The following is a 19823-nucleotide window of genomic DNA, read 5'->3' as shown; positions in this document are numbered from 1 at the left end:
CTATCTCAAACTCAAATGCTCGACTGCAGCCTGTTCGATCGCCAACCCTTTTTGGTAACGTTCGATGAAAGTTCCGAAACCTTCAACGTCGCGCGCATCAGGAGCGATCGTGATGCCTTCATCGGCACCGAATACTTTCTTGTCCAAAAATGCATCCAAAGTCTCTGACGTTTCCTTGCGGTCAGCGTAGGCAGCCAACAATGCGATGCCCCATGCCCCGCCTTCTCCGGCCGTCTCCATGACGGTGACCGGTGCGTCCATGACGGCAGCCAACACTTTCTGGCCGACCTCAGGGGTTTTGAAGATGCCGCCGTGGCCGACGATTTTGTCGATTGCGACATTTTCCTGCTTCAGGATGTTCATGCCGATCTTCATTGCACCGAAAGCGGTGAAGAGGTGCACGCGCATGAAGTTGGCCAAGTTGAAGTTGCTTTCCGGTGTGCGGACAAACAACGGCCGTCCTTCCGCCAAATGGGTGATGTTCTCGCCCGAGTAATAGCCGTACGAGAGCAATCCGCCGCAATCGGTATCGCCTTCAAGCGCTTTGTTGAATAAAGTGGCGAACAATTTGTCCGTATCAATCGCGAAACCGGCTGCCTCGCTGAATTCCCGGAAAAGCTTGACCCAGGCGTTGATGTCGGATGAACAGTTATTGGTATGAACCATCGCGACCAGACTGCCTGCCGGTGTCGTCACGAGATCGATTTCCGGATGCACTTCATTCAAGTCCTGCTCCAAGACGATCATCGCAAATGCCGAAGTCCCCGCGGATACATTTCCGGTGCGTTCTGCCACGCTGTTCGTGGCGACCATACCGGTTCCGGCGTCCCCTTCCGGCGCACATAACGGGATGCCCGCTTCGAGTGTGCCAGTCGGATCAAGCAGTTTGGCTCCCGCTTCCGTCAGATTCCCGGCCGCGTCCCCTGCCAACAATACTTCCGGCAGCAGATCCGCCAATTTCCAAGTCGCGCCTTTTTCTGCGACCAATGCATCGAACTGACCAATCATCCGTTCGTCGTAATTTTTCTTCTCGACATCGATTGGGAACATCCCGGATGCGTCGCCGATTCCCAAAACTTTCTTGCCTGTCAGTTGCCAATGGATGTAGCCTGCCAAAGTCGTAAAGAAAGCGACTTCATTTGTATGTTCTTCCTTATTCAAAACCGCTTGATACAGGTGAGCAATGCTCCAGCGTTGCGGGATATTGTATTTGAACAGTGCGGTTAATTCCTTTTCGGCATCAGCCGTAGTGGCGTTGCGCCAAGTCCGGAACGGCACCAATAATTCATTTTCCTGATTGAACGCCATGTAGCCGTGCATCATCGCGCTGAAACCGATCGATCCGACTGCGGTCAAGGTCACGCCGTATTTCTCTTTAACCTCGCGCGTCAGTTCTGCATAGCTTGTCTGAAGGCCCTTCCAAATCTGGTCCAATGAATACGTCCAAATGCCTTCCACCAATTGGTTTTCCCATTCGTAACTGCCGGATGCGATCGGAGCGAAGCGGGAGTCAATCAGCACCGCCTTGATGCGGGTGGAGCCGAATTCGATTCCGATGCTCGTCTGCCGCGATTCGATATCAGTGACTATCGCTTGTAACTTCTCAGTCAAAATATTTCCTCCTTTTTGCGGTACACCCTTTTGCGGATGCTGTCCGTTCTTCTTGGATTCATTATATTCTATATGTCCGTACATGTAAAGGAGTAATTTAAATATTTGTCCGAACACAAAAAAAGAAGCCATCCCAGTTTTTGGGACAGCTTCATTCTTCAGTTATCAGATCCGTTTGACCGAATCGCGGATGATCAGCTCCGGCTCGAATATTTTGTTGCCTGTCACTTCTTGCTGTACGGCCAGCATGATCCATTCAGCAGCTGCCGCTCCCAATTCTTCTTTCGGATGGGAAAGCGTCGTCAGCTTGACGCTGCCTGCCGTGCTCAGGAACGAATCGTCGTTGCCGACCACTGAATAATCTTCCGGAACCCGTTTGCCCATGTCAGCAAGCGCTTGGATCAAGCCCTGCGCCACTTCATCGTTGTAGCAGACGATTCCGGTGACTTCCTGATCGCTCGCCAGTTTCTCCCGAATCGTTTGGAAAACTTGCGCCTTCGTCTCTGTTGTGTACGTGTAGACATTTTTCGGATCGAAATTTGTACGCATCTCTTCGTGGGCTTTGATGAAGCCTTTCATGCGGTACTTCCCTTGCAGGTCATCAATTTTCGTGATCAGCGCCAAATGCTGATGGCCTTGCTCGAACAGATGTTTCGTAGCGAGATAGCCCGCTTTCGTGTCATTGACGCAAATGAACGGGACCGACAGTTCCTCATAGTTGGCATTGATCATAACGACCGGAATGCCGCGTTCCTTGAAGGATAGATAATAAGCCAAATTTGGATTGTATTGGTTACTTTTTGTCGGTTCCACGATCAGCCCCGAGACGCCTTGGCTGAGCATCTGTTCCAGACACTCCCGCTCCTGATCGACATCGTTGTTCGTGCTCGCCAACAGCAAGGAGTAGCCATTTTCCCGCAGCTTCTGCTCGATGCCGCGGATGATCGACGGGAAAATATAATCCGACAGATACGTCGTGATAACGCCGATCGTTTTGCTCGAAGACACTCCGTCACCACGTCTCTGATACGTATCGTCGACGTAAGTCCCGGAACCTTTCTCCTTGCGCAAAAAGCCTTCATTCACCAACAAGGCGATCGCTTCCCGGACGGTATGGCGGCTGACTCCATAGTCCTTCTGTAATTGCAGTTCGGGCGGAATGACTTTACCTACCACGAATTCGTTCGAAAGTATTTTTGAGCGTATCTCATCGGCAATCACCTGGTATTTTGTTTTCATCGTATGTTCTCCCTCTATATATGTCCGTACAAATAGTATAGTAAACTGTGCAGAAAAATACAAGTGCCCATTGATGGATACTATGCAAAAAACGGAATCCCTGCTTGATATAGCAGGGATTCCGGTAACTTTCACAACAAAGTTTCGATTGGGGTGTAGGCTGCACCGACCGATTCGGCGACATCTTTATTCGTCAACTTGCCGTTGTGCACGTTGAATCCGGTCAGGATGGTCGGATTGTTTCTTGCCGCTTGGACTGCTCCCTGATCAGCAATCTCCAAAGCATAAGGCAAGGTCACATTTGTCAACGCAATCGTGGCAGTGCGTGCGACGGCACCAGGCATGTTCGGCACCGCATAATGCAGGACGCCGTATTTTTCATAGACTGGATTGTCGTGGGTGGTCGTGCGATCTTCGGTTTCGAAAATACCGCCTTGATCCACGGCGATGTCGACGATCACGGAACCCGGCTGCATGCTTTTCACCATTTCTTCGGTCACTAACGTAGGCGCTTTCCGGCCTGGGATCAGGACAGCCCCGATGACGACATCAGCATCCTTGATGGCATGGGCAATGTTCCACTCGTTCGACAGCAACGTAATGACCGCGTTTCCGTACAAATTTTCGATTTCCGTCAATATTTCCGGTCTGACGTCCAGGATCGTGCAATGGGCACCTAAACCCAACGCAATCTGCAGAGCATTGCGTCCGGCCACACCGCCACCGATGATGACGACTTTCCCATTCGCAACACCCGGAACGCCGCTCAACAGAATACCTTTACCGCCGTATGGTTTTTCCAGGAACTGCGCGCCGATCTGGACGGAAAGACGGCCCGCTATGACGCTCATCGGCGTCAGCAACGGCAAGTCCCCTTTCTTGCCGACCATCGTTTCGTAGCCGATTGCGGTCAGGCCCCCTTGCAGCATCGCCTCCGTCAATTTCGGTGCGGCCGCCAAGTGCAGGTATGTGAACAGAATCAGGTCTTCGCGGAAGTATTTGTACTCCGATTCCAACGGTTCCTTCACTTTGATGACCATTTCCGCGGCCCAGACTTGGCCTGCGTCTGCCAACACTTTCGCTCCCGCTTTTTCGTATTGTCCGTCTTCGAATCCCGATCCGACACCGCATCCGGATTGGACCATTACCTGGTGGCCGTTCTGTACCAGCATCTGCACACCTGCCGGCACTACTCCCACGCGGTTTTCGTTATTTTTGATTTCCTTCGGTACTCCAATGATCATTCTTTTTCTTCCTTTCCGATGAATGTATCCACTGCCAAAATGGCGGCGACGACTTGCTCAGCCGTTATGTTTTTGTTTAGATTTTTCATGGTGTTGCTCGGCGCCACTGCAAGCTTTCCGATTTCAAGGAGCTCTTCACGCGTGGCTCCGGTCAGATGCATCTCGGCCAAAGTCGTCGGCATCCCGATTGCGGCCAGGAAACGGCTGTACCTTTTGAATTCTTCTTGTGGGCGCTCTTCAAGTATGAGTTGGACCAACAGGCAAAAGCCGACTATTTCCCCATGCGTCAAGCGATGGACCTCGCCTTTGATGGCCGTGAATCCGTTGTGGATGGCATGGGCGGCGGCCAAGCCACCATTTTCAAAACCCAGTCCCGACAGCAGCGTGTTCGCCTCGACGATCGCCTCGACAGCCGGCGTCACCAAGCCTTTTTGGACAGCAGCGAATGCGCTGAGTCCTTCACGGAATAAGGTTTCTTCGCACGCTTCCGCAATAGCGGTGCCGGCAATCGTTGGCAAACCGCCGGCCAAAGCATTCTCCCCCGAGGCTTTCGTTGCCAGCGCTTCTGCACAGGTAGCCAAGGCATCCGCCATACCGCTTGCGAAGAATCGAATCGGCGCTTGAATAACGATCTGCGTATCCACGAGCACCAAATCAGGGTTCTTCGCATAGAACCGGTAATGATCGAACAACCCGTCCTCGGTATAGAGAACAGAGATGGCGCTGGTCGGTGCATCCGTGGAAACGGTGGTCGGGACAATCACGACCGGCAAATCACAAGCCGCTGCGATGCCTTTCGCGACATCGATGATTTTGCCGCCGCCGAGACCGATGACCACATCCGCAGTGACATCGGCGACCGCGTCAGCCAAACGGACCATTTCATCAATCGAGGCTTCGCCAGTGAAGGCTTCATAATGGTAAGGAAAACCCTCCAGCGCCCGTTCCACTTTTTCCTGGAGCAAGCCCCAAACGAAATCGTCCGTAAGCAGGAATGCCCTTTTCCCATAGACAGCCGTTTCCTTCCCTAATATGTCTATAGCGCCTACTCCTTGAATATACCGGCTAGGCGACCGAAAAACACGATAAGCCATATGCGCGCCCCTTTTCCAATTGTGATTTAATTATCATATAATGATTTTACCACAATTACGCCCCGTTTTTTTCTGGTCAAAAAAAAAATCCTTCGGAGCTTTTGGGCTTCCGAAGGATTCTGATTTTATGAATATTCTGACTGTTAGGCCTTGGCTGTATGCCTACTTTTAAGAAACTGCTACTCCCGATTCCGGTTCTTTGCCGGCTGCCGCTGGACTGATCTCCTTATCAGCTGAAATGTCTGCAGACAAGGTGTCATTGAGCGCGCCCAGTTTGCTGCCGATATTTTTATTTCCGATGAAAGACTCGATCAAAGCAGTCACATCCATTCCGGTCGTTTCTTTGAGGCCTTCCTGGGTAGCAGTGAGGACTTGACTGGCATAGTTGGCCACTTTTGCAGCCCCTTGACTGCCGTTGCCGCCATCGATTACCGTGATTCTGTCGATATTGGAGATCGGTTCCGCAGCGGCACGCACGATATCCGGATATTTTTCGATCAGCATCGTCAAGATGGCTGCTTCCCCGTATTGTTTCAACGCGTTCGCTAAAGCTTCCTTCGCTTTCGCTTCGGCTTCCCCGATCGCAAGGATGCTGGCAGATTCCGCCAAACCGTTCAGTTCCTTCTCTTTGGCCCTTGCTTCGGATTCCCAGATTGCTTTTTGTTTGTCGGCAGCCGCTTTGGTTTCGATGGCATACCGCTCTGCATCAGCTTTCTTACGCACTTCTGCGTCATATTGTTTTTCTCTCCGGATGATTTCTTTCTCTTCCAGTTCGATTTGTTTCACACGTTCCGTTATGTCAACGTTCATTTCTTTTTCTTTCAACAAGATGTCCAGCTGCGCTTTTTCCAGCGCATAAGCATTATCGGCTTTTGCTTTGGCTACGTCCTGCTCTTGACGGAATGCCGCCAGCTTCAATTCCTTCTGTTTATTCGATTCCGCAATCTGGGTCTCTCTCAAAATTTCGGCTTCCTTCGATTCTTGCTCCGCTTGGGCACGCTTGATGCGCGTCTCCTTATCGGCTTCAGCCTGAGCGATATGCGCATCCCGTTTGACCTGGGCGATCCGCGGTTGTCCCAGAGCATCCAGATAACCATTTTCATCGGTCACTTCCTTCACGGTGAAAGAGACGATGACCAAGCCCATCTTAGCCAAATCAACACTGGCGACTGCCTGGACTTCTTGCGAAAACTTATCGCGGTTCTTGTAGATTTCTTCGACCGTCATGGAACCCAGAATAGAGCGCAGATGGCCTTCCAAAACCTCGCGGGCTTCATTCTCCAGATCCTCTGTCGGCTTGCTTAAATACTGTTCGGCTGCTGTGGCTATTTCTTCCACTGTGGAACCGACCTTAATGATAACTGTTCCGTCAGCTGAGACAGGAACCCCTTCCTCCGTGTAGACAGCCGGCGTACTGACTTCCAATTTGCTCGACAAGAGCGATAGCTCCTTGGCTGTCTGAAATACCGGGATGACAAAAGTACCACCGCCGCGCACCACTTTCATCGTGTTGCCGGTCGCTTTGTCGATGTGCGTATTCTTGCTGCCAAGAAAACTCCCGCTGACAATCAGCGCCTTATCCGGCGAAGCCGTTTTGTAGCGCCCGATGAAAATGATCAAAGCAACCACCAATAAAACCACTAAAATACCGATACCCATAAACTGATCTAAAAAATTCGTCATTTATTTTCCACCTTTATATTTTTTTTGATTCCATTCAGTCGTTTTATCCACAGGGCTGTGGATAGCATTTCTGTAGGGCGTGACATAGGCGATGTTATCCCGCACTTCAATGATCAGTACCGTTTCTCCGCTGGCGATGTTCAGAATATCCGCGGTGTCGGAACAGGCATAGATGAGCGCCATTCTGTTCATTTTACCGAATCCGGTCGATACGATGATTTCACCGATCGTTTTCTGCCCGATCGGCACGGTCACCGTCGCTTCTTTGCCTTCCAAATCTTTTGAGCTGGTGATGGTGCTGTTTTCCGCGCGCTTCAATAAGGGCAGGACAAAGAAAATCTTGAAGGCGATGATGAAAGCTGAAACAACCAGAAAAGCCACTGCGAACGAGGCATTTGACCAACTATCCGATTTTTGCAGCGCATTGACGAGCAGGCTCGCCGTCAAAATGCCCAGAAAAAAATCAGTGATATCGTAGAAGCCCACAGACAAAATATCATTGAGCGGGAATGTCAAGACAGTGCCGGCCACACCAATGATGAACAGCAATTCCAACGGCTCAATCGTTCGGAAAAGTGTAATCATATTTCGTCATCCTCCTTTCGATAAATTTTTTGTCACAAAAATGAGCCGCATTCATGTTCATTATCGAACAAATAGAGTCTGAAGTAAAGCCAGAACCCTTCCGGGCTATTCAAATCCGGCCTTGTCGGCAATCAACAAAAGAGGCCCCGATACAGCGATCCGGCCTCTTTGCATTTCCGTTCAAGGAAAACATGGCTTCCCCATTCGGATGAACTACTCTTCTGTTTTCTTACCTGACTTGTTGAAGTAAATCCCCGAAACATTAGCGATGGCCATAACTCCGATAGCAAGTCCGCCGTACAATAAAGTCGATTGGCTGACGGATGTTTCGGCGACGAGCGCATCAGGATTAACTGCGGCCCCTTCATCGTACAGCGCTTTGATTTCATCCGCCGGGAGGACGATGCCGTCCTGGATGTACAATTCATCGATCAGACCTTTGAACGGCTGATCCCAGTAGTTGACGGCCAAGCCGAATGATGCAGCTGAACCTTCAAAGATGTTCGGGAACGCCTCACCCGCGAACCGTTCCTCGCCATTGATATAGACGGCAACCTTTCCATCCGAAACGGTAAAGGCCACGTGGCTCCACGTATCAGCCGGGATGGTGGAACCGATCGGCGCATCATACCATTGCTGACCGGACCAGAGCATCGTCTGGTTGGCTGGACCTACAGGCGTCAGGCTGATCCAACTTTGCTCAGTGGCAGCCCCGAAGAAGGCCGTCGTGAACTGATTCAACTCAGCTGGATTGATCCAAAAAGCTACGGTATAGGCATTCTGGGTGATCAAGCCCTTTCCAAGCGACAGTCCGGATTTACCGTCGAACGAAGCAGCCTGCCCTTTGATACCCTCAACGAACGGCACAGCTCCGCCTGTGTTGTTGATCCGGTCCCCGGTCACTTGCGCATCGGTTTGATCGCCTGCCGCATTCTGATAGGTCTCATCAAAGGAATAATAAGCCGAAAGCTTGCCGGCTTCCTTCGGTTCGACTTGGATTTCGAAGCTGAGTTGCTCCGATTGCAGCTCGTTTTGGATAAGTGCCGTCAACGTCACGATCGCTGCCGGTTGGTCCGCTTCGGGACGTGTGACGACGCCTGTTTCCGAAATGACTGCAGGATCGGAGGAAGTCCATTGGATAGTGGTTCCGCCCGCAGCGGTAGTCGGCAACTCGATGTTCTTCACGACGGATTCCGGCATGGACGCAGAAAGTTCCGCTTTGATTTTCTCCATCTGCTGCGCGTCCGTTGTCGTACTCCTTTGACTTCCCCAGATGACCTGTCCGCTCTCGGACATGCCGCTGAAGGTCATGACCCACGCTTCTGTCGTCGGATCCCATTGGTTGATGAACACCCCGTCATAAGTGCCGTCAGCCAGTTTCAGCTCAACCCGATAATCATCATACAGCCGCCATGTGCCTGCCTGTGCCCCCGCAACCGTACCGTCAGCCTGCAACTGAATCAGTGTGGATTCCGTCAATTGGCCGGTGATCTGGTTGCCGTGGTTGACGAATTTGTAAGTGCCGGTGACTTCTTCTTGGGTCACTTCCGTTATCGTCTCGCCGGCATAGCGATACGGTGTCGGAACCGGCCAGTCGTTGCTGTTCTTGAACGTCTGATGGACACGCACTTCATGCGTCTCGCCTTTGTTCGGGAAGCGGGTATGGAACACGAGAAATTCCTTATCAGCTTTGGCATCGATGTAATAGGAATTGTGTCCCGCCGACAGATAGCCGACGCCGTCCCCGGTTCCGTCCTCACCCAATTCGCGGGTGAACAGGAAGTTCCCGATCAGTTTGTTGCCGATATCCTGATGGTCATTGACCCCGGGGAAATTGCCTACACCTTTGTCGAAGGTTTCGGGATAGACGGCTTCGCTTCCTGCTGCATCCACGTAAGGTCCTGTGATCGACTTCGAACGGAATTGTCGCATCTGGTAGCCGCCGTCAGACGCCAATCCACCATATGTCAAATAAAGATAATAATAGCCTGCTTTTTTGTCGTAGACGGCATAAGTCCCTTCAGAAGAACGCCCATACCCGGCGGCGATCTTGGTTCCGAAATAACGGTCGATCATTCGGCCGTCCTTAGTCACGCCGTCTTCGCCCGGGTAAAGCGGAATGCCCGTCTTTTTGTCCAATTCAAGAATGAAGGTCCCGCCCGACCACGAACCATACGTCATCCACAGTTTCCCTTGCTTGTCGTACAGGACATTGGCATCGATGGCGTTCGTGTATTCCGCATTGTTGTAGACACCGTTTTCCGTGAACCACTCTGGATTAGGCTCTTCCAGTACGCCCTCTTCGATCAGCTCATCGATATTTGTGCTCTCCCATTGCTTGTTGACGTCACTGTTCGCATCATACGTTTCTTCCTCCGTGAATCCGGAATAGATGATCGTATCGACATATGTGTAGGGTCCTTCGATATTCTTGGACACAGCCAAGCCGATAGCCGAACGAATGTAAGTAGATGAAACGCTGTAGTACAGCATGTAGGCGCCTTTGCTGCCGTCCGCATTTCTGTACTGCTTGTTCCAGATGACATCCGGCGCCCAGACCGCATAGCCGCCTTTGCTGTCAGCATCATCTTCCCCGGCCCAAGCGAAGGATTTGGAAAGGTTTCCGCTCAGGTCACCGTAAATCGTGTTGTCCGTACTGGTGTAGCCGTTGGTGAAATTCTGCCAATTGATCAGATCCGGCGATTTCGCGGCTGCGATATGCGAACCGAATACGTAATACATCCCGGATTTCTGATCTTGGATGATGGAAGGATCGTGGACCGATGCATTCGAGAAAGTGATGGGCTCATCTGATTCTGCCGCGTGCACCTGTGACTTGGACTGGACCGTTGCAGCCATGCTGATGGCCATACCGCAAAGCAACAACTTGGATATTCTTGACCTGGTAATGATAAAAAACGCCCCCTTTATAATTGCAACCGCTAACATTTGATTCCGCACAAAATAGATGTACTTACAAATTAAGATATCACATTTAATTTGTTCGTACAACTATTATGGTGGTCGGAGGTTACTTTTTTATTTTGAGCAGGGTGGCGGGTTATTTTTCTTTCGTTTTGGCTTAAATAACCCGCCAACGGGCTTTTGGTCGTTTATTTTGCGTTATATTCGCCGAGATAAGCGGCCAACTGGTTTTTGGCGGGGTACTCCACTCACCTTTCGATACTAAAAACCCGCCAAAAGGGTTTGGCGGGTTTTTAGTATTCTTGCAGCCTTATACTCTTCCGGCTAATGACTCAATCACAGACTATTCCTCCGTTATTACTTTCAGATATTGGTCTCCCCAGTCGCAAATGGATTGGACGACCGGTGCCAATTCCTTGCCGATGTCGGTCAGGTGGTACTCGACTTTTGGGGGAACAACAGGATAGACCGTCCTGGCGATGATCAGGTCGCGCTCCAGTTCCCGCAGCTGACGGATCAGCATCCGTTGGTTGATGTCAGGAAGGATCTTGTTGAACTCGCTCAGCCGCAGCGTTCCGTTGTGCAGCAAGGACCAGATGATGGCAATTTTCCATCTCCCCCCCACAACAGATAACGCTAAATCTTTAGTGTTGTAAAATTCTTTCTCTTGGTATTGGATCATCAGGCAGCCTCTTTTCATAAAATTAATCATAGTGACAATTATGTCAGTATTCACACAACAGTCATTATATAGTATTCTTTAACAGAACGAAATACCATTTTTTAGAAAGAAGGAAATTAAATTATGAAAAGCAGAGCAGCTGTCGCTTTTGGACCAGGCAAACCGTTGGAAATCGTGGAAATAGATGTGGCAGAGCCAAAAGCCAAAGAAGTATTGGTGAAGATTCTTTACACTTCCGTCTGTCATACCGATGCGTTCACTTTGTCGGGTGAAGATCCGGAAGGTGTTTTCCCTGCCGTGTTGGGCCATGAGGGTGCCGGTGTGGTCGTTGCCGTGGGTGATGAAGTCACTTCCGTGAAGCCCGGGGACCATGTCATTCCTCTTTACACGCCGGAATGTGGGGAATGCGAATTCTGTCTGTCCGGCAAAACAAATCTGTGTTCAGCCGTCCGCGAAACCCAAGGCAAGGGCTTGATGCCGGATGGAACGACCCGTTTCTCTTACAACGGAGAGCCGATTTATCACTATATGGGGACAAGCACTTTCAGTGAATACACCGTTGTGAATGAAATCAACCTAGTCAACATCGATAAAGAGGCGCCATTGGATAAAGTTGCTTTGTTCGGTTGCGGCGTGACGACCGGCCTCGGGGCTGTCGAAAACACGGCAAAAGTCGAAGAAGGCGCAGTGACTGCAGTCTTCGGACTTGGAGCAATCGGACTGGCTGTTATCCAAGGTTTGAAAAAAGCCAAAGCCAAGCGCATCATCGCTATTGATATGAATCCCGACAAATGGGAACTGGCCAAAAAAATGGGCGCCACTGATTTCGTCAACCCAAGCGAACATGATCGTCCGATCCAGGAAGTCCTGATCGAAATGACCAACGGCGGCGTGGATTACAGTTTTGAATGCATCGGAAATGTCGAAGTCATGAAAGCCGCTTTGGAAGCTTGCCACAAAGGCTGGGGCGAAAGCATCATCATCGGTGTCGCGGGAGCCGGCAAAGAGATCCATACCCGTCCGTTCCAATTGGTGACAGGACGCGTCTGGAGAGGTTCTGCATTCGGCGGTGTCAAAGGCCGCACGGAACTGCCCGGAATGGTTGAGGATTTCATGAACGGCGAAATCGACTTGGACAGCTTCATCACGCATCACCTGAATTTCACCGACATCAATGAAGCCTTCGACCTGTTGCACAAAGGCGAGTCGATCCGCACGATTTTGACCTATGGAGAATAAGGACATGACAACAACTCTGATCGAAACGCATAAAGCGTTCGGGGGCGAACAAAGAAAATACCGCCACTATTCTGAAACACTGGATTGCGATATGGTTTTCAGTCTATTCCTGCCCCAACAAACGGACAATAAGCCGACAGATTTAATCTGGTGGCTTTCAGGCTTGACGTGCACCGACGACAACTTCAGCCAAAAAGGCGCCTTCCAAAAATACGCAAACCAGCACCACATGGCGGTCGTCATGCCCGACACCTCCCCACGCGGAACGGCTGTGGCGGATGATGAAGGTTGGGACTTAGGCCAAGGCGCCGGTTTCTATTTGAATGCCACCCAGGAACCGTGGGCAAAAAACTATCGGATGTATGCTTATTTGACGGAAGAATTGCCTCAACTTGTCTATGCTCTGATTCCAAATTTTTCAGGAAAAGAGAGCATCATGGGACACTCGATGGGTGGCCACGGCGCGTTGGTCATCGGCTTGAAGAATCCGGAACGCTTCCGCTCCATTTCGGCATTTGCACCGATCCTGAATCCGTCACAGGTTCCCTGGGGCCAAAAAGCCTTCACCGCCTACCTGGGGACTGATGAAACAAATTGGGCGGAGTGGGACGCGACCAGCTTGATCGCGGAAAGCCCTGCAGCTCCGCCCATCCTTATTTCGCAAGGGACAGCTGACAATTTTTATGATGTCCAACTGAACGAGGAAGCCTTCCTGCAAGCCGCTGAAGGCAAGAAAGTGCGCTACGAAAAACTGGACGGTTACGATCACAGTTACTTTACGATCGCTACCTTCATCGAAGACCATCTGCAATTCCATAAAGACTGTTTGAAGTAGAAAGCAGCAACCATAAGCACACAAAAAGCCGATAAGATCACGGATATTCCGTTTCCTTATCGGCTTTTTTACCGAGCTTTTGTCAAACACCCAGGCAACTTTTTTTTCTTCTGGATCCATTTCTTAGATGGCTTAGACGGTTTAGATGAAGGCGGTTTGATTAGATTTTTCTTCAGCCAGTTGAAATAGTACATATCCGGCACGACCGCAAAGTCGGTCATTACATTGGAAATCGCGATGTAGAGTTCTTCTTCGCTGTCCGCAAGATAATCAACAGCATCGATTGCTTCCACCATGCTCTCCAGATCAAACTCCCGCCGGCCAAAAACTTTTTTGCAGCTTTTGTTTTCTTTCTGTAGATCTTTGTAATAGCGTTTCGCGCTCAACTCGTCATCGTATTTCAATGAAAGCAGAATCAGCGGCAACAGCATCTGAGCGGATGCTTCAGGGGAGCGCTGGTAAAGCTCTTTGGCTTTTTCCATTTGTTCCAACTGACAGTAGATACCCATCAGAATGTAGCGGATCCCCATATTGTCAGCTTCGTTCAACCGCAAAATATCTTCATACTCCCTCACGGAAGCCGTCAACATCCGGCGTTTCTGCAATTCATCCGCATACAGCGCCTTGATGCGCAAGTATGCCCTGGTTTCGACGATTCCCCAATAGTTTCCGATGGACTCCTCATCATCCAGACCGCGCTTTTGCATCACTGCCTTTCCGAGTGTCTCCAGTTTCTTGAGTTCATGAATGAATTCGAGTGATTCAGGATCCAGTTTAAATAGCCGGGCTTCCAAATTATCCGGATCCAACTTCAAGGCACGCTCCAAAATCGCTGCGTATTCGCGTTCGGAAGCCGCGAACTCCAGCTTCTCCAGCTCTTCAGTCGCTTTTTCCTCGTTTGTCATTTCTCCGATTACGAACGTTTCGCCCTTGGCACTGGCCTCGTTGGAAAGCTTCGTGAATGCTTCAACTGCTTCATCCACAGAGTCGTAATCCTCGACGTGATTCAAAATGAATTTGTTCAACTGTTTCAATACTTTTTCCGTTTCTTTCATGCAATTCATCCCCCCAATTGCAGTTTGCTAAGTATATTATACCCGATTTTTGACGGCTTGCGTTAAGGAGAAGATACCTTCCAGCTGAAAAGTTTTACTCAGTACGGCACTCTGTTCAGCGATCGCCATGATGACATTGACGGATTGCTCCATCGTCTCAAGCGTCACGAATTCGTATTTACCGTGGCCGTTTTCGGTGCCGGAAAACAGGTTCGGTGTCGGCAAGCCTTTGTGCGAGATGATGCAGCCGTCCGTTCCGCCCCGCATCGGTTTAAAGACCGGCGTGATGCCGCAGGATTCATAAGCCTGCACCGCCAAGTCCACGACGATCGGATGCTGTTCGATGATATCGCGCATATTGTAGTATTGGTCGAACAACGTCAAGGAAATCCGCGGTTCGACAAACTGGTCGTTGAACGCCGCCACCTGTTCGGCGAAAAAATGCTTGCGGGCAGCGAAGCGTTCCCGGTCATGATCGCGGATGTAGTAGGTCTGTTTAACTTCATCGACGGTCCCGCTCTGGCTAGTCAGCAAGTAGTAGCCTTCGTAGCCGCTGGTGCGTTCCGGAGTCTCCTCTTGAGGCAAAGCCGTCGCAAATTGACTGGCGACCAGCAAAGCGTTGACCATCGTATCCTTTGCGGAACCGGGATGGACGCTCGTGCCGCGGATAGTGAGTTCCGCTTGGGCCGCATTGAAATTATCGTAGGTCAGATTTCCGATCGGTCCGCCATCGATCGTGTAGGCGAAGTCGGCCGCGAAACGGTCCACATCGAACAGTTTCGCCCCGCGAGCCCCAAGTTCTTCATCGGGTCCGAAAGCAAGACGGATCTTCCCGTGCTTCCGTTCCGGATGCGCGATGAATTGCTCGCAGGCGGTCACGATCGAGGCAATGCCGGCTTTGTCGTCAGCGCCCAACAGGGTCGTGCCGTCCGTAGTGATGACCGTCTCCCCGATATAGTTCCGCAAGCGCGGGAATTCCTTCGGCGAGAGGATGATTTTTTCAGCCTCGTTCAAGACGATATCGCCGCCATCATAAGCACAATGGACCTGTGGATGGATATTGACTGAGTTGAAATCGGCCGTGTCCAGATGCGCAATGAAACCGATGACCGGCACTGCTTCTGCCGTATTGCTTGGCAGGGTCGCGGTCAGAAAGCCGTTCGTTTCATTATATTCGACCTCCTCCAGACCGATTCTGATCAGTTCCTTTGCCAACTCCAAGGCAAATGTCACCTGGTTATGCGTTGACGGCACCGTGTAGCTGCTGTCATCCGAACGCGTGTCGACCTTTGCGTATGCGATGAATCTTTCCAATAAATTTTCGTACATATACCTCATCCGCCTTTCTTTGACGCTTTTCATATCAATATAAGGAAATATCCGACTAACGGTCGCCTTCTGAAGGCAAGTCCGTTAAGCGGATATTTTCTCAAGTGCTTGTTTTCAGTCTATTGTCCGTTTACTCTTCCACGTAAGCCGTTCGGAAATACATCGCTGCCCCCACTGGTTGGATCTGCACATCCTTCAAGGACGGATCGACCAAGTTGGCGTTGGCGCCTTGATAGATCGGCGCATTCACGGCGTTCTCGGCAATCAAGGTTTCTTCCGCCGCCAATAGTGTTTCCCAACGTTGTTCCGCATCGTTCGCATACGTGCTTCTGGTGTCGTCCAACAAGGCATCGTAACCTTCATCCGCAAAGCGCGAACTGTTCAGGCCGCTTGTGGATTCATACATCTCCAGAAAGGCAATCGGATCGGCGTAACTCGGGGTATACGTTCCGTAGGCGATGTCGTAATCACCGTTCGTGGTCGATTCCATCCGGCTCTTCAATGGTACATTGCGGATCGTGATCGTCAAACCGGGCAAGTTCTGTTGCCATTGTGATTGCAGAAATTCGGCAGTCGTCTTGGAAGTTTCGGTATCGGAAGTCAGCAATTCGATCGACAATGTTTCGATTCCGAGCTCTTCCTTCGCGGTTTCCCACTCAGCCTGTGCCGTTTCCAGATCGTAGACTGCCAAATCGCCGCTCTCTTCGCGGAAATCTTCATCGGTTTCAGGATTGTACGCGTAATTGGAAGGCACAAAACCATTCGAAGGCACGGAACCGTCATTCAAAACGGTATCCACATACGCTTCCTTGTCGAACGAAGTAGAAAGAGCTTTCCGCAGATGGACATTGGCTGTGCTCGTGCGGCCTTGGTTAAACCAGACATAGCCGGACAGAGCTTTCGGTTCCGTCACCAAAGCGTCGGATCCTGCATATTGTTCAATGTAAGGATTGCTGATCTGCGTCAACTGGACCTCACCGGATTCGAACAAGTTGATGTTCGTGGCGATTTCTTTGCTGACTTCCCAGTTGATCTGATCCAATTTGACGTTTTCCGCGTCCCAATAAGCTTCGTTTGGAACCATCGACCAGTTCAGATCCGTGCCATCCCAACCTTCCACCACGAAAGGTCCGTTGTACACAGTGTTTTCACTGTTCGTTCCGTAGGCGCTGCCCAACTCGCTCGCCACTTGGTGGTTCTGCGGCAAATAGGAGGACGTCCCCAACAAATCCTTGAAATAAGCGGTCGGATTGCCCAAAGTGAACTTCACGGTCTTCTCATCGATCGCTTCGACTCCCAGTTCCGCTTTGTCCAACTCCCCGTTGTTGATCGCTTCGGCGTTCTTCAACGGGTACAGTTTATTGATGTTCGGGGAAGCCGTCGCCGGATCGACGATTTTTTGGTAGGTATAGACGAAATCCTGCGCAGTCACCGGATCACCGTTCGACCAGTTCGCATCTTCCCTAATCTTGAAAGTATATTCCAGTCCGTCTTCACTGACGACAGGCTCTTCGGCGGCGATACCCAATTCAAACGCGCCATCGTCACCGACGCGATAAAGACCTTCATTTGCGTTCTCGAGCACCACCAAGCTGGAGTTATCTGCTGAGATGGCGTTGTCCAAGGAAGCCAACTCCCCCGTATTCGTGATAGTGATGACTTGCTCCGCGGCAGGTGTGGCTGATGAAGCGGCTGCCCCTTCGCTGCTTTCTGTGTTTGCGGCATCCCCGGTCGAACAGCCCGCCAACACCAAACTTATCGCTAGCGTTGTCGTGATGACCCATTTATCTTTTAACATACTGTTCCTCCTGACGATTCTCATTATTTTTATCCCTATGTTGGAATTCATTTCTTTGATATGTATGTACAAGTAGCTTACCATCACAGGATGCTTTAGGATAATTCCGATTTCCGAACAACTGTGATAGGCAACGCCGATACTTCCAATAACCACAAAAAGCTCGCCCCCGTTGCGAACGGTAGGACGAGCTAAATAAGGGAGCTGCCAGTTAGATCAAGCGCGGGCCAAAATCCGCTGCAGGAACCCTCTGGTGCGGGCTTCTTTCGGATTGCCGAAAATAGCTTCAGGGGCGCCTTCCTCCACAATGACCCCCTGATCCATGAAGATGACGCGGTTGGCCACTTCCTTGGCGAAGGTCATTTCATGCGTGACAATGACCATAGTGGTGCCTTCCTCCGCCAGTTTGCGGATCACTTGCAGCACTTCGCCCACAAGTTCCGGATCCAAAGCCGAAGTGGGCTCGTCGAACAGGATGACGTCCGGGTTGACCGCGAGGGCGCGGGCGATGCCCACCCGTTGCTGTTGGCCTCCGGATAGTTGCGAAGGATAGTAGGCCAAGCGGTCGCTCAGCCCGACCTTTTCCAAGGCGCGGATAGCCGCTTCGATGGCTTCCTTTTTGGGAACTTTGCGTCCGACGATCAGGCCTTCAGTGACGTTATCCAATACCGTCTTGTTGTCGAACAGGCCGTAATTCTGGAAAACGAATGCAGATTTTTTCCGCACCGCATTGATGTCCTTCTTGCTTGCTTTCGAAAATTCGGTCTGAATCTCATCGAAACGCAGCGAACCCTCGTCGGCTCGCTCAAGGAAGTTGATGCAGCGCAGCAAGGTCGTCTTACCCGAACCGCTTGGGCCCAGGATCACGACGATATCGCCCTTTTCAACGGCGATATCCACACCTTTCAAGACTTCCAGTTCACCGAATTTCTTATGAATATTCCTCAATTCCAGCATGGTATCGCTCCTTTCGCGCATCTAAAAAATACTCCGGTTGGTTTTCTGATTTTACGGCAATGTTACGCCCGCGTTTGTAGCGGGACAAGCGCTGCTCCAACAATTGGAAAAACACCTGAACGAGTGAACAGAGCACAATGTACACAATGAAAATCACAAGGTACGACTCCAGATAATTGTAGCCGAATGCCGCTTCCGTCTTGGCGATGGCCGTGATATCCTGGACCGACATCAGAAAGGCCAGCGAGGTCGATTTCAGCAGATTGACGGTGCTGTTGCACAAGTTCGGCGTTGCCGCCACCAATGCTTGTGGAATCACGATGCGACGGTAGGCCTGGATCGGCAGCAGGCCGATCGAAAGGGCCGCCTCCAGCTGACGTTTGTCGACCGTTTCGAGGGCCGAACGGAAGACTTCGGACAGGATTGCGATCGTATTCAGCGTAAAGACGATATAGGCGTAGTAGATCGGATTGATGCCGAAAACGTCGAAATCGATTCCCCTGCTTTTCACGAACACATTCAACAGGCTCGGGAAGATGCTGTACATCACCAGAATCTGAACGATCAAAGGGGTTCCTCTGATGAAGGACACATAAACTTGGGAAACACGGGCCAGTACTTTGAGATTGCGCTGTCTTGCCACTGCGATCAGGAAAGCGAACGGCAACGCGAGCAGCAAGGGGATAAAGGTCAAGCGCAGTGTTGTCGGGATGCCCTTCAACACAAGGATCAGAATTTCCTGCACATAGGCTAAATCAATGGTCATGCGTCTTGCTCCTTTCTCTTAGGCCGCGCGCAGCGGTTGTTTTCCTGCTGATAGTTTGTCTTCCGCCAACTTGAACGCTTTTTCGATCGCCAGCGTCAATAGCCAATAGATGCCCGCCAAGGCGATGTAGGTCTCGATCGAATATCCGCCGAGATTGCGCGCGATGATCAGCTGGCCTTTGCCCATGATGTCGACGATGCCGATGGTGTAGGCCAAAGCCCCCTCCTTCATCAACAGGATGAACGAATTTCCGAGGTTCGGCAACGCACTCACGAGCGCTTGGGGCAAAACGATTCTTCTGAACGCTTGCGCTTCCGTAAGGCCGATGCTGAGGGCAGCCTCACGTTGCACTTTAGCGACCGCCAAGTAAGCCGAACGCATGATTTCCGAGCAAGGTGCGGAGAACAGGAGCGACAGGGCGATGACGACAAAGTAGAGGCGGTTCCAGCTATTGATGTCGATGCCGAAGACACCCAACAGCACCTCCGGCAGACCGTAAAAGACCAAGAACATCATGACGATCGAAGGCGTGCAGCGGATGATCCAGATATAGCTATGGACGATTGCCCGCACCCATTTCGGACCGCTGAGTCTTGCCCAGGTCGCCAAAAATCCCAGTATGCCCCCGATCACGATCGTTCCGATCAAAAATTGCAACGTCACGCCGAGACCGGACAGAATGTCCGGCACTGCCTTCCAAATATAAGTGATGTCGAATGGACGATTCATCTTTTTGCCTCCCTTTGTAGCTTCAGCTGTTGTGTTCCGTTCTCCGGCAGCA

General features: G+C 51.0%; 16 protein-coding genes. 2 read left to right on the top strand and 14 right to left on the bottom strand.

Annotated elements, in window-relative coordinates; genetic code table 11:
* The 8 genes from ACKPCD_RS03405 to ACKPCD_RS03370 all read right to left on the bottom strand — a co-directional run bounded on the left by ACKPCD_RS03405 (nucleotide 1) and on the right by ACKPCD_RS03370 (nucleotide 11063).
* Complete coding sequence (locus tag ACKPCD_RS03405) at nucleotides 1-1611, bottom strand: xylulokinase (RefSeq protein WP_321434003.1); 1611 nt, start codon at nucleotides 1609-1611, stop codon at nucleotides 1-3.
* 165 nt (nucleotides 1612-1776) lie between these two features.
* Entirely contained in the window at nucleotides 1777-2850 is a 1074-nt protein-coding gene (locus tag ACKPCD_RS03400) for a GntR family transcriptional regulator (RefSeq protein ID WP_068561544.1), read from the bottom strand.
* A 131-nt stretch (nucleotides 2851-2981) separates the two neighbouring features.
* On the bottom strand, nucleotides 2982-4094 hold the full coding sequence (gene ald, locus ACKPCD_RS03395; protein WP_321434002.1) for an alanine dehydrogenase: 1113 nt from the start codon (nucleotides 4092-4094) through the stop codon (nucleotides 2982-2984).
* A complete protein-coding gene (locus ACKPCD_RS03390; RefSeq protein WP_068561546.1) occupies nucleotides 4091-5188 on the bottom strand; it encodes a glycerol dehydrogenase in 1098 nt (365 codons plus the stop codon). Before ACKPCD_RS03390 ends, ald begins: the two co-directional genes overlap by 4 nt.
* 168 nt (nucleotides 5189-5356) lie before the next feature.
* Nucleotides 5357-6871, bottom strand: a complete 1515-nt coding sequence (locus ACKPCD_RS03385; protein ID WP_086990031.1) for a flotillin family protein — start codon at nucleotides 6869-6871, stop codon at nucleotides 5357-5359.
* Nucleotides 6872-7456: an NfeD C-terminal domain-containing protein gene (locus tag ACKPCD_RS03380; protein ID WP_086990034.1), complete on the bottom strand. Its 585-nt coding sequence runs from the start codon at nucleotides 7454-7456 to the stop codon at nucleotides 6872-6874.
* A 213-nt stretch (nucleotides 7457-7669) separates the two neighbouring features.
* Nucleotides 7670-10342 carry a lipocalin-like domain-containing protein gene (locus ACKPCD_RS03375; RefSeq protein WP_321434001.1) on the bottom strand — a complete coding sequence of 891 codons (2673 nt, stop codon included), beginning with the start codon at nucleotides 10340-10342 and terminating at the stop codon, nucleotides 7670-7672.
* Between the two features lie 382 nt (nucleotides 10343-10724).
* Nucleotides 10725-11063: a winged helix-turn-helix transcriptional regulator gene (locus ACKPCD_RS03370; protein ID WP_083546523.1), complete on the bottom strand. Its 339-nt coding sequence runs from the start codon at nucleotides 11061-11063 to the stop codon at nucleotides 10725-10727.
* A gap of 123 nt (nucleotides 11064-11186) precedes the next feature.
* Here ACKPCD_RS03370 and ACKPCD_RS03365 point away from each other — a divergent pair, with 123 nt between their 5' ends.
* Together ACKPCD_RS03365 and fghA are read left to right on the top strand one after the other, a co-directional pair.
* A complete protein-coding gene (locus ACKPCD_RS03365) occupies nucleotides 11187-12302 on the top strand; it encodes an S-(hydroxymethyl)glutathione dehydrogenase/class III alcohol dehydrogenase (protein ID WP_068561550.1) in 1116 nt (371 codons plus the stop codon).
* A 4-nt stretch (nucleotides 12303-12306) separates the two neighbouring features.
* Nucleotides 12307-13137 (top strand): S-formylglutathione hydrolase, encoded by an 831-nt coding sequence (gene fghA, locus ACKPCD_RS03360; protein WP_321434000.1) that lies wholly within the window; start codon nucleotides 12307-12309, stop codon nucleotides 13135-13137.
* Between the two features lie 68 nt (nucleotides 13138-13205).
* On the opposite strand, the gene ACKPCD_RS03355 is transcribed toward fghA, so the two are convergent.
* The 6 genes from ACKPCD_RS03355 to ACKPCD_RS03330 all read right to left on the bottom strand — a co-directional run bounded on the left by ACKPCD_RS03355 (nucleotide 13206) and on the right by ACKPCD_RS03330 (nucleotide 19771).
* Nucleotides 13206-14192 carry a hypothetical protein gene (locus tag ACKPCD_RS03355; protein WP_321433999.1) on the bottom strand — a complete coding sequence of 329 codons (987 nt, stop codon included), beginning with the start codon at nucleotides 14190-14192 and terminating at the stop codon, nucleotides 13206-13208.
* A gap of 36 nt (nucleotides 14193-14228) precedes the next feature.
* Nucleotides 14229-15521, bottom strand: coding sequence for a peptidase T (gene pepT / locus ACKPCD_RS03350; protein WP_321433998.1), 1293 nt, complete (start codon nucleotides 15519-15521; stop codon nucleotides 14229-14231).
* A gap of 130 nt (nucleotides 15522-15651) precedes the next feature.
* Nucleotides 15652-17319, bottom strand: a complete 1668-nt coding sequence (locus tag ACKPCD_RS03345) for a peptide ABC transporter substrate-binding protein (RefSeq protein WP_321433997.1) — start codon at nucleotides 17317-17319, stop codon at nucleotides 15652-15654.
* 216 nt (nucleotides 17320-17535) lie between these two features.
* Entirely contained in the window at nucleotides 17536-18276 is a 741-nt protein-coding gene (locus ACKPCD_RS03340) for an amino acid ABC transporter ATP-binding protein (protein ID WP_321433996.1), read from the bottom strand.
* Nucleotides 18251-19036, bottom strand: coding sequence for an amino acid ABC transporter permease (locus ACKPCD_RS03335; RefSeq protein ID WP_369813491.1), 786 nt, complete (start codon nucleotides 19034-19036; stop codon nucleotides 18251-18253). The genes ACKPCD_RS03340 and ACKPCD_RS03335 overlap by 26 nt, the downstream gene beginning before the upstream one ends.
* A gap of 24 nt (nucleotides 19037-19060) precedes the next feature.
* Nucleotides 19061-19771 (bottom strand): amino acid ABC transporter permease, encoded by a 711-nt coding sequence (locus ACKPCD_RS03330; RefSeq protein ID WP_321433995.1) that lies wholly within the window; start codon nucleotides 19769-19771, stop codon nucleotides 19061-19063.
* Between the last annotated feature and the right edge of the window lie 52 nt (nucleotides 19772-19823).

Origin of the sequence: Trichococcus flocculiformis (assembly GCF_963662535.1) — a bacterium.
Lineage (GTDB): Bacteria > Bacillota > Bacilli > Lactobacillales > Aerococcaceae > Trichococcus > Trichococcus flocculiformis.
The sequence above is the reverse complement of the archived record's forward strand: the minus strand, read 5'-3'. Positions and strand labels throughout refer to the sequence as shown.